Origin of the sequence: Sphingomonas sp. CCH10-B3 (assembly GCF_001556185.1) — a bacterium.
Lineage (GTDB): Bacteria > Pseudomonadota > Alphaproteobacteria > Sphingomonadales > Sphingomonadaceae > Sphingomonas > Sphingomonas aquatica.
The window spans coordinates 1-15,750 of the sequence record NZ_LSIJ01000043.1; the positions used below are offsets into that span (position 1 = coordinate 1).

12 protein-coding genes are annotated in these 15,750 nt (G+C 65.7%); 3 read left to right on the plus strand and 9 right to left on the minus strand.

Annotation, left to right across the window (positions count from 1 at the left end):
- The 3 genes from galK to AX672_RS07860 all read right to left on the minus strand — a co-directional run.
- A partial coding sequence (gene galK / locus AX672_RS07850; protein WP_066650601.1) for a galactokinase occupies positions 1-1,100 on the minus strand: 1,100 nt, incomplete at its 3' end.
- Positions 1,097-2,116 carry a UDP-glucose--hexose-1-phosphate uridylyltransferase gene (locus AX672_RS07855; protein WP_066650602.1) on the minus strand — a complete coding sequence of 340 codons (1,020 nt, stop codon included), beginning with the start codon at positions 2,114-2,116 and terminating at the stop codon, positions 1,097-1,099. The genes AX672_RS07855 and galK, both read right to left, overlap by 4 nt.
- Entirely contained in the window at positions 2,113-3,561 is a 1,449-nt protein-coding gene (locus AX672_RS07860; RefSeq protein WP_066650603.1) for a sodium:solute symporter family transporter, read from the minus strand. The genes AX672_RS07855 and AX672_RS07860 overlap by 4 nt, the downstream gene beginning before the upstream one ends.
- Before the next feature lie 86 nt (positions 3,562-3,647).
- Here AX672_RS07860 and AX672_RS07865 point away from each other — a divergent pair, with 86 nt between their 5' ends.
- Positions 3,648-5,585, plus strand: coding sequence for a beta-galactosidase (locus AX672_RS07865; protein WP_231731208.1), 1,938 nt, complete (start codon positions 3,648-3,650; stop codon positions 5,583-5,585).
- Between the two features lie 210 nt (positions 5,586-5,795).
- On the opposite strand, the gene leuA is transcribed toward AX672_RS07865, so the two are convergent.
- The 5 genes from leuA to AX672_RS07890 form a co-directional block, all read right to left on the minus strand.
- The gene (leuA, locus tag AX672_RS07870) at positions 5,796-7,454 is read right to left on the minus strand and encodes a 2-isopropylmalate synthase (protein WP_066650604.1); all 1,659 of its coding nucleotides are present in this window, start codon (positions 7,452-7,454) and stop codon (positions 5,796-5,798) included.
- A gap of 15 nt (positions 7,455-7,469) precedes the next feature.
- Entirely contained in the window at positions 7,470-8,504 is a 1,035-nt protein-coding gene (ilvC, locus tag AX672_RS07875; protein WP_066650605.1) for a ketol-acid reductoisomerase, read from the minus strand.
- 97 nt (positions 8,505-8,601) lie between these two features.
- A complete protein-coding gene (ilvN, locus tag AX672_RS07880; RefSeq protein WP_066650606.1) occupies positions 8,602-9,117 on the minus strand; it encodes an acetolactate synthase small subunit in 516 nt (171 codons plus the stop codon).
- On the minus strand, positions 9,117-10,880 hold the full coding sequence (gene ilvB, locus AX672_RS07885) for a biosynthetic-type acetolactate synthase large subunit (RefSeq protein WP_066650607.1): 1,764 nt from the start codon (positions 10,878-10,880) through the stop codon (positions 9,117-9,119). Before ilvB ends, ilvN begins: the two co-directional genes overlap by 1 nt.
- 123 nt (positions 10,881-11,003) lie before the next feature.
- Positions 11,004-11,762 carry an SDR family NAD(P)-dependent oxidoreductase gene (locus AX672_RS07890; protein WP_066650608.1) on the minus strand — a complete coding sequence of 253 codons (759 nt, stop codon included), beginning with the start codon at positions 11,760-11,762 and terminating at the stop codon, positions 11,004-11,006.
- A gap of 122 nt (positions 11,763-11,884) precedes the next feature.
- Between AX672_RS07890 and AX672_RS07895 the strand changes: the two genes are divergently transcribed.
- On the plus strand, positions 11,885-12,994 hold the full coding sequence (locus tag AX672_RS07895; RefSeq protein WP_066650631.1) for an S-(hydroxymethyl)glutathione dehydrogenase/class III alcohol dehydrogenase: 1,110 nt from the start codon (positions 11,885-11,887) through the stop codon (positions 12,992-12,994).
- Between the two features lie 152 nt (positions 12,995-13,146).
- Entirely contained in the window at positions 13,147-13,824 is a 678-nt protein-coding gene (locus tag AX672_RS07900) for a Crp/Fnr family transcriptional regulator (RefSeq protein WP_331711182.1), read from the plus strand.
- A 484-nt stretch (positions 13,825-14,308) separates the two neighbouring features.
- On the opposite strand, the gene AX672_RS07905 is transcribed toward AX672_RS07900, so the two are convergent.
- Positions 14,309-15,739 (minus strand): efflux transporter outer membrane subunit, encoded by a 1,431-nt coding sequence (locus tag AX672_RS07905; RefSeq protein ID WP_168727387.1) that lies wholly within the window; start codon positions 15,737-15,739, stop codon positions 14,309-14,311.
- Between the last annotated feature and the right edge of the window lie 11 nt (positions 15,740-15,750).

The following is a 15,750-nucleotide window of genomic DNA, read 5'->3' on the forward strand; positions in this document are numbered from 1 at the left end:
CTATGGATCAGGCCCGGCGCCCGCCCCACCGCCGCGAAATGCTGCATCGCCGCCGCGATCAGGTCCGGGATCAACGCCTGCTGGGTGATCGCGACCACGCAGCCGCCGAAGCCGCCGCCGGTCATGCGCACCCCGCCGACGCCGCCCAGCGCCGCCGTCATCGTCGCCACCAGCCGATCGATTTCGGGCAGCGTGATTTCGAAATCGTCGCGCATCGACGCATGCGACGCCGTCATCAGCGCGCCGATCGCGGCAAAGTCGCTCGCGGCGAGCGCGGCTGGCATGGCGAGCGTGCGCGCATTTTCGCTCACGACGTGGCGCGCGCGGCGAAACGCGACCGGGTCGAGGCTGCCCTCGCCCGCCGCCAGCGTGGCGCTGTCGAGATCGCGCAAGGCGGCGATGCCGAAATGGGCGGCGACTGCCTCGCACGCGGCGCGGCGTTCATTATAGGCGCTGTCGACCAGCCCGCGCGTGATGCCCGAATGGACGATCAGCAGCGCCATCTCGTCGGGCAGCGGCACGGGCGTGGTTGCGAGCGAGCGGCAATCGATGAGCAGCGCCGCGCCCGCCTGCCCATGCGCCGCGATCAGCTGGTCCATGTTGCCGCAGGCGCAACCGACGAAGTCATTCTCCGCCGCCTGGGCGACCAGCGCGAGTTCGGTGCGGCTGAGCGTGCCCTTCGTATCGAACGCGGCGCCCAAGGCGACGCCGAGCGACGCCGATGAGGACAGCCCCGCCCCTTGCGGCACATCGCCCGCGATCGCGATTCGCATACCGCCCACCGAAAGCCCGCGCGCGCGCAACACCGCTGCCACCGCGCGCACATGCGTCCGCCAGCCCGGCGCGAGCGCGAAGGGCGCGGCGGGATCGAAGCGATCGGTCTCGCCATAATCGGCACTGACGACCGCGATCATGTCGTCCGCGCCCTCGCCGATCGCTACAGCGGTCCCGCGATCGATTGCGCAAGGCAGCACGAAGCCGTCGTTGTAATCGGTATGCTCACCGATCAGGTTGACCCGTCCGGGGGCATAGGCGAGCCGCGCGGGCGCCTCACCGAACGCCGCGCGATAGGCAGCGGTCGCCCGCTCGGCGGGGCTCATGCTAGCGCCTCGGGCACCGCGCGCAGCATCGCGGCGGCGGTTTCGGGGGTCAGGTCGCGCTGCGGCTCGGCGAGCATTTCATAGCCGACCATGAATTTGCGCACGCTCGCCGAGCGCAGCAGCGGCGGGTAGAAATGCGCGTGGAGCTGCCAATGTGCGCCGTCCTCATCGCCAAAGGGCGCGCCGTGCCAGCCCATCGAATAGGGGAAGCGGGTGGCGAACAGATTGTCGTAGCGCGCGGTCAGGCAGCGGAGGATGTCGGCAAGGCTGTCGCGCTGCGCCTGCGTCAACTCGGGCATTCGCTGGATGGCAAAGCGGGGGAGCAGCAGCGTTTCGAACGGCCAGCTCGCCCAATAGGGGACGATCGCCAGCCACTCGGCATTGGAAGCAACCTCGCGCGCCCCCCCCGCCTCACGCTCGGCCACGTCGAGCAGCATCGGTCGCCCGCAATCGCGGTGATAGGCGCGCTGCGTCGCGTCTTCGGTCGCAGCTTCGGTGGGCAGATGCGCCGTCGCCCAGATCTGGCCGTGCGGATGCGGATTGGAACAGCCCATCATCGCGCCCTTGTTCTCGAACACCTGTACCCAGCGATAGCGCTCGCCGAGCGTCGCGCTCTGGTCACACCAGCAATCGACGATGCCGCGCACGGCGGCTTGCGACAGCTCGGGCATCGTCAGCGCATGGTCGGGCGAATAGCAGATCACCCGCGCCACCCCGCGCACTGCCTCGGCAGCGAACAGCGCATCGTCGGTCGACGCCGCCAGCGTATCCGGCAGCACCGCCGCAAAGTCATTGTCGAAAACGAAAGTACCGGCATAATCGGGATTGCGCTGATCCCCGGCGCGCGCATTGCCCGGGCAGAGATAGCAGCCCGGATCATAGGAGGGTCGCGCGCTCCGGTCGGGCACATCCTGCTGCCCCTGCCACGGCCGCGCGAGCCGGTGCGGCGACACCAGCACCCAATCGCCGGTCAGCGGATTGCGCCGCCGGTGCGGTTGATCCGCCGCAACCGTCACGCCGCCGCGCGCCGCCCGATCAGCGAGGCGCGCCCGCCGCTCAGCCGGTTGACGATCAGCGCCACCGCGACCGAGCTGAAAAGCGTGACGACCATGAAGTCGATGTAGTGCAACGTCACCAGCTGGTTCGGTTCGAGCACGAAAGTGAACAGGCCATAGAGCGCGACCCCCCACACCACCCCTGCCGTTGCCGCATTGCCGCGGACGCCGCGGAACAACAGCCCGACGACGAACGCCGACAGGATCGGCATCGACGACAAGCCGTTGAGCTTCTGCAGCAGGTTGATGATGCTGGTCGCATTTTCGTACAGCGGCACTAGCGCAATCGAACTCAGCGTTACCAGCGCGGTGGCAACGGCGCTCAGCCGCCACTGGTCCTTTACCTTGCCGACGAATTTGTCGTGGAAATCGACAGCGTAGAGCGCGACGGTCGAATTGAGCACGGCGGCGGTGTGGGCGATCACGGCGGCGGCAATCATCGCTGCAAACGCGCCTGACAGCCATGACGGCAGGATCTTGGCGACGAGCAAGCCATAAGCCTGATCGCCGACATTGCCGAGCAGCTTGTACGCCACGACGCCGGGCACGGTGACGATGATCGGGATGATCATGATCCGGACTGCCGCCGCCGCGAGCACGCCGCGCTGCGCCTCACCGACGGTGGGTGCGGTCATCGCCTTTTGGGTGATGTTCTGGTTGGTCGACCAATAGAAGATCTGGATGAAGATCATGCCAGTGAACAAAGTGTGGAACGGAATCGGCGAATCCTTGCCGCCGAAGAAGGTCAGCCGTTCGGGCGGGATGCCGCTGAAATCCCAATTGATCGCCGCCAGCGCCAGCAAAACGATCAGCACCGCAATCGCCAGCACGCCAAAGCCCGAATAGGTGTCCATCACTGCCACGGCGCGCAGACCACCCAGCATCGTATAGGCCGCACTGATCACCGCGATCAGCCCGGCAAAGACAATCAGCGGCACATCGCCCCCGAACAGCGCGCTCAGGAACAGCCCACCGCTATAGAGGCCGGCGGGCAGATAGATGAGAATGTTGCCGAACAGGAACAGCGCCGAGATGAGGGTGCGCACGCTGGTCGTGTCGCCCTTGTACCGCCGGTCGAGCAGCTCGGTAACGGTCGTGCAGTCGTTGCGGTAATAAATCGGCACGAAGATAAAGGCGAGGATCAGCAGCCCGACAAAGCCCGAAATCTCCCACCACGCCAGCAGCAGCATCTGGTTGCCGTTCATGCCAACGAGCTGGTCGGTCGACAGATTGGTGAGCGTGATCGATCCTGCAACGAACAGCCAGCTGAGCCCACCGCCCGCCAGATAGACGTCCTTTTCGCTGCCATCGTGGCGCGCGCTGCGCACTTTCAGCCAGGTGGCGAGCGCGATGGCGGCGAGCAACAGGATCGCCACGCCCATCTGGACGCCGCTCGTCAACTGCATGCCGGTCTCCCCTTTTCTCGCCCGTTTTGCGCGAGCATAGGCCGTCCGCCCTTGCGCGCAAGCGGGGCTTGGCCAAGGATCAGCCGATGATGCGTCTGGGTTGCTGCTATTATCCCGAACATTGGCCCGAAGACATCTGGGCCGACGACGCCCGACGCATGGCCGAGATGGGCCTGTCGCGCGTGCGCATCGGCGAATTCGCGTGGAGCCGGATCGAGCCCGAGCCCGGGCGCTACGACTGGGGCTGGCTCGATCGCGCAGTCGACACGCTGCACGGGGCCGGGCTCGGTATCATCCTCGGCACGCCCACTGCCACACCGCCCAAATGGCTGGTCGATGCCATGCCCGACATGCTCGCGGTCGATGCGTGCGGCCAAGCGCGGCGCTTCGGATCGCGGCGGCATTATTGCTTCTCCCATGCAGGCTATCGCACCGAATGCGCACGGATCGTTACCGCGCTTGCCGAGCGATACGGCGCGCATCCGAGCATCGTCGCGTGGCAGACCGACAATGAATATGGCTGCCACGATACCGTCGTCAGCTATTCGGCGGCAGCAGCCGACGGCTTTCGGCGCTGGCTGGCGGCGCGCTACGGCGATGTGGCCACGCTCAACGCGGCGTGGGGCAATGTTTTCTGGAGCCAGGAGTATCGCGCGTTCGGCGAAATCGATCCGCCGCATTTGACCGTCACCGAGCCCAATCCGGCGCATGTGCTCGACTACCGCCGCTTTGCGTCGGACGAAGTCGTGGCGTTCAACCGGCTGCAGGTCGACATCATCCGCGCGCACAGCCCGGGCCGCGATGTCGTCCATAATTACATGGGCTTCTTCACCGCCTTCGATCACCACGAAGTGTCGCGCGATCTCGATGTCGCGACCTGGGACAGCTACCCGATCGGCTTCCTCGAGCAATTCTGGTTCAGCCGTGACGACAAGCTGCGTTACGCGCGGCAGGGCCATCCCGATATCGCTGGCTTCCACCACGATCTCTACCGCGGCTGCGGCAACGGGCGCTGGTGGGTGATGGAGCAGCAGCCCGGCCCGGTGAACTGGGCGGCGCATAATCCCGCACCACTGCCGGGCATGGTGCGACTATGGACGCTCGAGGCGGCCGCGCACGGCGCCGAGCTGGTCAGCTATTTCCGCTGGCGACAGGCCCCGTTCGGGCAGGAAATGCATCACGCCGGGCTGCTTCGCCCCGACAGCGTCGATGATGCCGGCGCGCACGAGGCCCGCGCGGCCGCCGCCGATCTGGCCGCGATCGGCGCGCTCGGCGCCCCTGCCCGCTCGGTCGCGCTGGTCTTTTCCTACGAAGCCGCCTGGCTGTTCGACGCGCAGCCGCAGGGGCGCAGCTTTCGCTATGTCGAGCTGGTGTTCCAATTCTATTCGGCGCTGCGCCGGCTCGGGCTCGATGTCGATATCGTCCCCGCCGATGCGGCGCTCGACGGCTATCGGATGGTTGTCGTCCCCTCGCTGCCTGTCCTTGCCCCCAGCCTCGTTGACAAGCTGCAGCATTTAAACATCCCGGTGCTGTTCGGCCCGCGCAGCGGCAGCCGCACGCGCGACTGCCAGATTCCCGGCACCCTGCCCCCCGGCCCCCTGCAGCACGCGATTCCAATTTCCATCCCCCGCGTCGAGTCATTGCGCGAGGGGCTCGTCGAAGCCGGGGACGGCTTTGCGATCACGCGCTGGTTCGAACATGTCGAAAGCGCGCTTGCGCCCGAGATCGCGCTCAGCGACGGGCGCGGCATCGTCTATCGGTCGGGCGCGATGCGCTACCTCGCCGGCTGGCCCGACGCCGCGCTGCTGCACCGGCTGATCGTTACGATGGCAGGCGAAGCCGGGCTGGCCGTCGCCGATCTCCCGCGTGATGTCCGGCTCCGGCGCGCGGGCGAACTCACTTTCGCGTTCAACTACGGCCCGGAAGTCATTGATCTCGCTGAGTTGACCGATCGCCCGCTGGTCATCGGCGAAGCCCTGCTGCCACCCGCGGGCGTTGCCGCTTGGCGACACGCGACCGAATGACCGATTAGGGCCTGTCTCCTTTAGAGGCGTTCGTCATCCCCGCGAAGGCGGGGATCCCTATTCGCCGGTTTTCGCGACTTTCTGAAACGTCAGCGAGCATGGATTCCCGCCTTCACGGGAATGACGAATCAAAGCCGTCAGGCCTTGCTCGGGGTCTTGATGAATTTGGGCCAAGGCTCCGTCATGGCGAGCCTCGGCAAATGGACACCGCTACAGCCGGTTCGCCGCGCTCAGTACCGCGCGGACGCTGGCGGTGGCGATATCGGTGTCGATGCCGACCCCGAACACCGTCCGCCCGCCGTCGATGCGGCATTCGACATAGGCAGCGGCCTGCGCGTCGGCGCCATGCCCGATCGCATGTTCGCTATAATCGACCACGTCGAGCGCGATCCCCGCGCCCTCGCCCAGCGCCGCGATCACCCCCGAGATCAGGCCGTTGCCGCGCCCGGAAATCGATCGCTCCTCACCGTCGATCGCGACATGGCCGACGAACAGCCGCTGGCCGGCAGTGCCGCTTTCCTCATAATCGCGGAGCACGAAGCGGTCGCGCGCGCCCGGCAGATAGGTCGCCTCGAACAGCTGCCAGATGTCGGCGGCGTTCAGCTCGCGGCTGACATCGTCGGCAAGTGCCTGAACATGGCGGCTGAAATCGGCCTGCAGCCGCTTGGGCAGCTTCAGTCCCTTGTCCTGCTCGATCACCCAGGCGACGCCGCCCTTGCCGCTTTGTGAATTGACGCGGATCACCGCTTCATAGCTGCGGCCGAGATCGGCGGGATCGATCGGCAGATAGGGCACTTCCCAAAGCCCGTCGTTGCGCTGCGCCTGCGCAGCGAAACCCTTTTTGATCGCGTCCTGATGCGATCCCGAAAAGGCCGTGAATACCAGTTCACCGGCATAGGGCGTACGCGGATGGACCGGGATCTGCGTGCAATATTCGACCGTCTTGATGACCGCATCGATGTCGGACAAATCTATTTTCGGATCAATGCCTTGCGTGTACATGTTGAGCGCGACAGTCACCAGATCGCAATTGCCGGTGCGCTCGCCATTGCCGAGCAGGCAGCCCTCGACCCGGTCGGCTCCCGCCATCAGTCCCAGCTCGGCGGCGGCGACGCCCGTGCCGCGGTCGTTGTGCGTGTGGAGCGAAATCACCACGCAATCGCGATTGGGGATGTTGCGCCCGAACCATTCGATCTGATCGGCATAGACATTGGGCGTCGCGCATTCGACCGTCGCCGGCAAGTTGAGGATGATCGGCCGTTCGCGCGTCGGTTGCAACACCTCCATCACGGCGGCGCAGACCTCGACCGAGAAATCGAGCTCGGCGGTCGAAAATGTCTCGGGGCTATATTCGAAATGCCAGTCGGTGTCGGGCTGCGCAGCGGCGCAGTCGCGCAGCATCCGCGCGCCATCGACGGCGATCTGCTTCACTTCGTCGCGCGACATGCCGAACACGATCCGCCGCCACGCCGGGCTGACCGCATTATAGACATGCACGATCGCACGCGGGACGCCGCGCAGCGAGGCAAAGCTTGTCTCGATCAGGTCGCGGCGACTTTGCGTCAGCACCTGCACGGTGACGTCGTCGGGGATATTCCCCGACCGGACCAGCCCGGCGATGAAATCGAATTCGGTCGCCCCCGCGCTCGGGAAGCCGACTTCGATTTCCTTGATGCCGATCCGGCACAGCAGATCGAACATCCGCGCCTTCTTCTCGGCGTCCATCGGATCGATCAGCGCCTGATTGCCGTCGCGCAAATCGGTCGACAGCCAGCGCGGCGGCGCCGTGATCGTGCGCGACGGCCATTGCCGATCGGGCAAGTCGATCGGCTGGAACGGCCGGTATTTGGCGGAAGCGTCGGGCAGCATCGGCCTGTTCTGGGCTCAGTTCCTTGCCTTGTCGACCAGCTTGTTGGCGCCGATCCATGGCATCATCGCGCGCAGCTCCGCGCCGACCTTTTCGATCGGGTGGGCAGCGGCCGCCTTGCGCGATGCCTTGAGCTCAGGCTGACCGGCGCGGTTTTCGAGCACGAAATCCTTCACGAACCGCCCTGCCTGAATGTCGGCGAGCACGCGCTTCATCTCGGCCTTGGTTTCCGCCGTGATGATGCGCGGGCCGGTCTTGATGTCGCCATACTCAGCCGTGTTGCTGATCGAATAGCGCATATTGGCGATGCCGCCTTCATACAGCAGATCGACAATCAGCTTGGTTTCATGAAGGCATTCGAAATAGGCCATTTCAGGAGCATAGCCCGCCTCGACCAATGTCTCGAACCCGGCCTGGATCAGGTGGGTGATCCCGCCGCACAGCACTGCCTGTTCGCCGAACAGATCGGTTTCGCATTCCTCACGGAAAGTCGTCTCGATGATGCCGCTACGGCCGCCGCCGACGGCGCTGGCATAGGATAGCGCCAGCGCCTTGGCATAGCCGTTGCCGGCATTGCCTTCGGCTTCCTGCGCAATCGCAATCAGGCAGGGGACGCCGCCACCCTTCTGATATTCGCTGCGCACGGTGTGGCCAGGGCCTTTGGGCGCGATCATGATCACGTCGAGGTCGGGGCGCGGCTCGATCAGCCCGAAATGCACGTTCAGTCCATGCGCAAAGGCAATCGCCGCGCCGGGCTTCAGATTGTCGCGCAGATCATCGGCATAGATCGCCGCCTGATGTTCGTCCGGCGCGAGGATCATCGTCACATCGGCCCAAGCTGCAGCCTCGGCATTCGTCATGACCTTGAAGCCTGCCGCCTCGGCCTTGCGCGCGGTCGCCGAACCGGGCCGCAGCGCAATCGCGACTTCGCCAACGCCGCTGTCGCGCAGATTCTGGGCATGGGCATGGCCTTGGCTGCCATAGCCGACGATCGCGACCTTCTTGCCCGTGATCAGGTTCAGGTCGGCATCACGATCGTAATAAACGCGCATCAATTGCTCCCTCGATTTGTCCGGCGTGCTCCTGCAACAGCAGGAGCCTAAAGTTGTTGGTCCTTGGGCGCCTGTCTTTGCAGGAGCACGATAGTTTTCAGGCGGCTTCGCGCCCCCGCGATATAGCGACGACACCAGTGCGCGCGACTTCGATCAGCCCGACTTCGCGCATCAGCTCGATGAACTTGTCGATCTTCTCGGTACCGCCGGTCACTTCGAACACGAAGCTCGACGTCGTCGCATCGACCACGCGCGCGCGGTAGACATCGGCAAGGCGCAGCGCCTCGATCCGGTGATCGCCCGTCCCTGCGACCTTGACCAGCGCCAGTTCGCGTTCGACGTGTGGCCCGGCGGCGGTAAGGTCGGTGACCTTCTGGACCGGCACCAGCCGGTCGAGCTGTGCGACGATCTGCTCGAGCACCGGCGGGCTGGCCGAAGTCACGATCGTGATGCGGCTGACCGATTTGTCCTCGGTGATCTCGCTCACCGTCAGGCTGGCGATGTTATAGCCGCGCGCCGTGAACAGCCCGGCGATCCGCGACAATATGCCCGGCTCGTTATCGACGATCACCGCCAGCGTGTGGCGTTCGGCCTTTTCCTCTTTTATCTGCATCAGACGAGCGCCTTGGCCTCATCGTCCATTGTCCCCGACACGTCGCTGGCGCGCAGGATCATGTCGGTGTGGGCGGCGCCCGACGGGATCATCGGGAAGCAATTGGCGAGCTTGGCCACGCGGCAATCGACCATCACCGGGCCGTCGTGCGCCAGCATTTCGGCAATCCCACCGTCGAGCTGGTCGCGGTGCTCGATCAAGATGCCCTTCCACCCATAGGCCTCCGCAAGCCGCACGAAATCGGGCAACGAATCGCTGTAGCTTTCGGCGTAGCGGCTTTCATAGGTTAGCTGCTGCCACTGGCGGACCATCCCCATATATTCATTGTTGAGGATGAAGACCTTCACCGGCAGCCGGTATTGCGTGGCAGTCGCCAGTTCCTGAATGTTCATCTGGATCGACGCTTCGCCAGCGATGTCGATCACCAGCGCGTGCGGATTGCCGAGCTGCGCGCCGATCGCAGCGGGCAGGCCGTACCCCATCGTCCCAAGCCCGCCCGAGGTGAGCCATTTGTTGGGCGCCTCGAAACCGAAATGCTGCGCCGCCCACATCTGGTGCTGGCCGACTTCGGTGGTGATGATCGGCGCGCGCGCGTGGGTCGCTTCCCACAAGGCCCGGATCGCGCGCTGCGGCATGATCGTTGCGGGATCATTCTCGGCAAAGTCGAGCGATCTGACCGCGCGCCAACCCGCGATCCGCCGCCACCAGTCGGCGGTGTCAGGCTTGGGGTGCCCGCGTGCTTGCCAGACACGCACCATATCGGCGAGCGCATGGCCAACGTCCGCCACGATGCCCAGATCGATCCGCACTGTCTTGTTGATGCTCGAACGGTCGATATCGATATGCACCTTGCGCGCGTGCGGCGCGAAGGCATCGAGCCGCCCCGTCACCCGGTCATCGAAGCGCGCGCCGAGCGCCACGATCAGATCGGCCTGGTTCATTGCCCAATTGGCTTCGTAAGTCCCGTGCATGCCGAGCATGCCGAGCCACTGCGGGTGCGACGCCGGGAATGCCCCCAGCCCCATCAGCGTCGAGGTGACCGGCGCCCCCGTCAGCGCCGCGAGATCGCGCAGCCGCGCGCTCGCCGACGGCCCTGCATTGATGATGCCGCCGCCAGTGTAGAGGATCGGGCGCTCGGCGGCGGCGAGCATGTCGACCAGCTGCTCGATCGCTGCCGGATCAGCATCGACTTGCGGGCGATAGGTCTTGTGCCGGATCGGCCCGGGATTGGCGTAGCTAGCAGTGGCGACCTGCACGTCCTTGGGGATGTCGACCACCACCGGGCCGGGCCGTCCCGACGTGGCGATATGGAACGCCTCATGGATCGTCGGGCCGATCCGCGCGGGATTCTTCACCAGATAATTATGCTTGGTGCAGTGGCGCGTGATGCCGACGGTATCGGCTTCCTGAAAGGCATCGGTGCCGATCAGCGGTGTCGGCACCTGCCCGGTGATCACCACCATCGGGATCGAATCCATCAGCGCGTCGGTGATGCCGGTGACGGCATTGGTCGCGCCGGGACCGGACGTGACGAGCACGACCCCGGGCTTGCCGGTCGAGCGCGCATAGCCCTCCGCCGCATGCGTTGCCGCCTGCTCGTGGCGGACGAGGATGTGCCTGATCCGCCCGCCGCGTGCGTTGTGGCGGTAGAGCGCGTCATAGATCGGCAGCACCGCGCCGCCCGGATAGCCGAACACGACCTCGACGCCGAGATCGCCCAGCGCCTCGACCAGGATGTCCGCTCCGGATTGCTCAATCGTCACGTGCTCGCTCCACTTCGCCGCGCAGGGGGTCCCAACCGACAAACGCGCAGCTAGAGACCAAAAATTTGCCTGTCAACACACATTTCGTAATTTTATTGCTATTTCTGTAACAATGTAGAATTTTTACTGCGTGTCAGCCAGATTTCGCGCAACTTGGAAGCCGCCGAAGGACTGGCTGACTGGCATCAGTTCCAGCCGGTTGATGTTGAGGTGGGGCGGCAGGCTGGCGACCCAGAGGATTGTCGCGGCGATGTCCTCGGCGGTCATCGGCGTCGCGCCGGCGTAGAGCTTATCCGACGCTGCCTGATCGCCGCCGGTGCGCACCAGCGTGAATTCGGTCTCGACCATCCCCGGCTCGATCGAGGTCACCCGCACGCCGGTGCCGTGCAGATCGGCACGCAGGTTGAGCGAGAATTGCGCGACGAACGCCTTGGTCCCGCCGTACACATTTCCCCCGGTATAGGGATAGCTGCCCGCCACCGAGCCCAGATTGACGATCGCCCCCTTGCGCGCGATCAGCCCGGGCAACAGCCGGTGCGTGATCGCGACCAGTGCGGTGATGTTGGTGTCGATCATCGTCCGCCATTGGTCGAGGTCGCTGTGCTGCGCGGGCGCGGTGCCCATGGCGAGTCCGGCATTGTTCACAAGCAGGTCGATGCCCGCAAAGTCGCTCGGCAGGGTCGCCAGCGCGGTATCGAGCGCATCGTCATCGCGCACGTCGAACACCAGCGGCAGCACGGCCGCACCGCATTCGGCAACCAGCGCGTCGAGCCGCGCCGCGCGCCGACCGGTGGCGACCACCCGCCACCCTGCCGCGACCAGGGCGCGCACCGTGGCCGCGCCAATGCCCGCCGTTGCGCCCGTGACCAATGCTGTCTTCATGCCGTGCCTCCGTCGATTGCTCCGCCATGCCGCCCGCCGCCCGCAAGTGCAACGCGGTCGAGCAGCAGCATTGCCGCCTGCGCGATCGTCATGATAACGCCGCGCGCAAGGAGAAACCGCTCATGAAGACCCGCGCCGCCGTTGCCTTTGCAGCCAAACAGCCGCTCGAGATTGTCGAACTCGACCTCGAAGGGCCGAAAGCGGGCGAAGTTCTGGTCGAAATCATGGCGACGGGCATCTGCCACACCGATGCCTACACCCTCGACGGGCTCGACAGCGAGGGGCTGTTTCCGAGCGTGCTCGGCCATGAAGGCGCGGGCATCGTGCGCGAGGTTGGCAGGGGCGTAACCTCGGTCAAGCCGGGCGACCATGTCATCCCGCTCTACACCCCCGAATGCCGCCAGTGTAAGTCGTGCCTCAGCGGCAAGACCAACCTGTGCACCGCGATCCGCGCGACGCAGGGCAAGGGGCTGATGCCTGACGGCACCACGCGCTTCAGCTACAAGGGCCAGCCGATCTACCATTATATGGGCTGCTCGACCTTCTCGAACTTCACCGTGCTCCCCGAAATCGCCGTCGCCAAGATCCGCGAGGACGCGCCGTTCCAGACGAGCTGCTACATCGGCTGCGGCGTGACGACCGGTGTGGGCGCGGTGGTGAACACGGCCAAGGTGCAGGTCGGCGACACGGTGATCGTGTTCGGCTTGGGCGGTATTGGGCTGAACGTGCTGCAGGGCGCGCGGCTGGCGGGCGCCGGGATGATCGTCGGCGTCGACATCAACTCGGCGCGCGAGGAATGGGGCAAGCGCTTCGGCATGACCCATTTCGTCAATCCCAAGGACGTCGAGGGCGATCTCGTCCAGCATCTCGTCGCGCTGACCGACGGCGGCGCGGATTACACCTTCGACTGCACCGGCAACACGACCGTGATGCGCCAGGCGCTGGAAGCGTGCCACCGCGGCTGGGGTACCAGCATCATCATCGGCGTGGCGGAAGCCGGCAAGGAAATCAGCACCCGCCCGTTCCAGCTCGTCACCGGCCGCAACTGGCGCGGTACTGCCTTCGGCGGGGCGAAGGGCCGGACGGACGTCCCCAAGATCGTCGACTGGTATATGAACGGCAAGATCGAGATCGACCCGATGATCACTCATGTGCTGAGCCTAGAGGAAATCAACAAGGGCTTCGACCTGATGCACGCGGGCGAAAGCATCCGCAGCGTCGTGGTGTTCTAAGCCGCTGGCGCGTCAATCCGCCTAAGCCCCGAAGGGCAAAGCGCTTGACCATCCGCCTCGGGGAACGGCATTGTCCCATCCGGCAGGCGGCGCAAGGCCGCGCGGTCGGAAAGGATGAGATGCTCTCCACCCGGGTTTGCGCCGAATGTGCGGTGCGTGATCGTTCGTTATGCGGATCGCTTAGCGACGACGAACTGGTTGCGCTCAACCGCATCGGTCAGCGCCGCCGCATTGCCCGTGGCGAAACGCTGATCTGGGCGGGCGACGAAAGCATCATCTGCGCAAACCTGCTCGATGGCATGATGAAGCTGTCGGCATCGACCAGCGACGGACGCGAACAGACCGTCGGGCTTCTGTATCCGGCTGATTTCATCGGGCGCCCCTTTGCGCGCCAGGCGGGATTCACGGTCACGGCGCTGACCGATGCCGAGCTTTGCGTCTTCCCGCGCGGCCAGTTCGAGGCCGTGCTGCACGACCATGTCCATATGGAACGACTGCTGCTCGAGCGGACCTTTGCCGCGCTTGAGGATGCGCGCGGACGGATGCTGACGCTGGCGCGACGCACGGCGGAGGAACGCGTCGCCGCTTTCCTGATCGACATGGCCGACCGTTTCGGGAGCGCTGGCTGCCGGGCGAGCAACGATGCCCCGCTGACGTTCGACTTGCCGCTGACACGCGGCGAAATGGCCGAGCTGCTTGGCCTCACGATCGAAACCGTCAGCCGTCAGCTGACCCGGCTCAAGACCGATGGCCTGATCGCGCTGCCCGGCCCGCGCGCGATCACCATCCGCGACCGCCAGCAACTCGAAGGCCGCGCCGAGGCGGCCTGACCGGCCTGTCGATGGCGTCTCAGCGGCGGGCTATTCCCACTCAATTATTTAAATGCATCATAAGTTTTTGTTTTGAAAGAGTTTATTATCGATTTTGATGGCCCGGCCCGCCCCAAGGCCCGTCATGTGATCAACCTATTGAAATCATTGGTGAAGTCGGCGCGAAAATTTTGTCGCGGTTCCAGCATCTATCGACATCTTTTCCGCCTTTGATGGAGATTCTGAGTGCCAAACCACACCCCAAGAGGGACCAGAAAAGTACCGTCACTGACCTCCTTCGGCAAGCGGCCAGTCCCAAGCGTTGGTCGTCATACGATCTGGAGCTAAGCTCATGCGCCGGTTGCCAGACGGCAGTCGCCAGCTGGCGGTTTGTGTCATCAGATTTCCCGCTCGGGAAATTACCAGGGCAAGTTGTGCTTGATTGCTGAGAGTTTCCCGATCGGGAAATTCTGCGCCTCGAGGTATCGTCAGTCTGGAGGGGCCCTCAGCTTGACCGGGACGTGGGTGTCTCGCTGCGCCAGCCGGCGCCCAGAGCGAGATGGGCGATCGCCCAGGCATCGCGCTCGCCCGCCTGTGCGGCGGTGTGCGCGGCCTGTGCGGCGAGGTAATCAGCCTCGGCCTGGGCAAGTTCGAAGGGGCTGGACACGCCGGCTCGGTTGCGGGAGCGGGCAGCGGCCACCGCCACGTCCGCCGCCCGCAGCGCTGCATGGGCGGCCTCCGCGCTGCGGCGCGCGCTCAACCAGCCATCGACGGCCCCGTCGGCCTCTTCGACGGCCGCCAACAGGGTCTGTTGCCAGGTGGCGGCAGCCGCTTCGCTGCCCGCATCGGCCGCGGCGATCCCGGCCTTGACGCGGCCAAGGTTGAAGATGCCCCAGTTCAGCGACGGACCGATGGCAAAGCGGAAGGCGCCGGCCTCGCCCAGATCGGCCGGCGTCGCTGCCAGCCCCGCCGACGCGCCCAGCGACAGGCTGGGATAGAGTGCGGCGCGCGAGGCGCCCGCCCGCTCGAACGCAGCCAGCAACTGCTGTTCGGCGCGCTGCACATCGGGGCGCATGCGCAGCACTGCGCGCGGATCATGAACCGTCAGCGTTGCCGGGGTCAGCGTCTGCGTCGCCACGGCCGCGCCGTCGCTGACAAAGGCAATCGGGTCCCGTGCGGTCAGCACCGCCAGCCGTCGAAGCGCATTGCGCTGCGCCAGATCGAGCGCGGGACGCTCGGCGGCGGCCTGTTCGCGCACTTGTTCCAGCGCCGCAACATCGGCCGTGGTGCCGCCACCGCGCGTCACCCGCAGCCGGGCCATCGCGATCAGCTGGTCCAGCGCCGCCAGCCGCTGATCGATCAGCGTGGCCAACTGCCGGCTGCGCCCCAGATCAAGCCAGGCCCGCACCACCTGCGCCGCGACGGCAGCTTCGACTTGCCGACGCTGCCACCGCGCCGCCTGTGCATCGGCCAGCGCTGCCCGCGCCGCCTTGGCGCGGCCACCAACGAAATCGATCTCCCACGCCAGTTCGCCGCCGATGCTGGCGATGGTCATGTCGGGAAACGCCTCCGGAGTCCGGAAGATCGGCGGCTGGGTGGCCGATGGCTCGCGCAGGCGCTGCACGCCGGCCGAGACACCGCCCTGTGGCAGCCGCTGCGCGCGCGCTTCTCGAGCGAGGGCGCCAGCGGCCTTCAGATTGGCATCGGCCGCCGCAAGTTCGAAGTTGGCCGCCAGCGCCTCTGCAACAAGGCGATCCAGATCGGCCGAGCCAAAGGCCGTCCACCAGTCGAAGCGCAGTTGGCCACTGGCCAGTGCCGGGTCGCTGGCGCTCCAGCTGGCGGAAGGCGGTGCCGGCACCGGCTTTGGTGGCGGCGCACCGGCACAGCCGGCCAGCAGGGTGCCAAGCGCAAACATAGCAAACAGGGATCGGGTCACAGTCAGTCTCC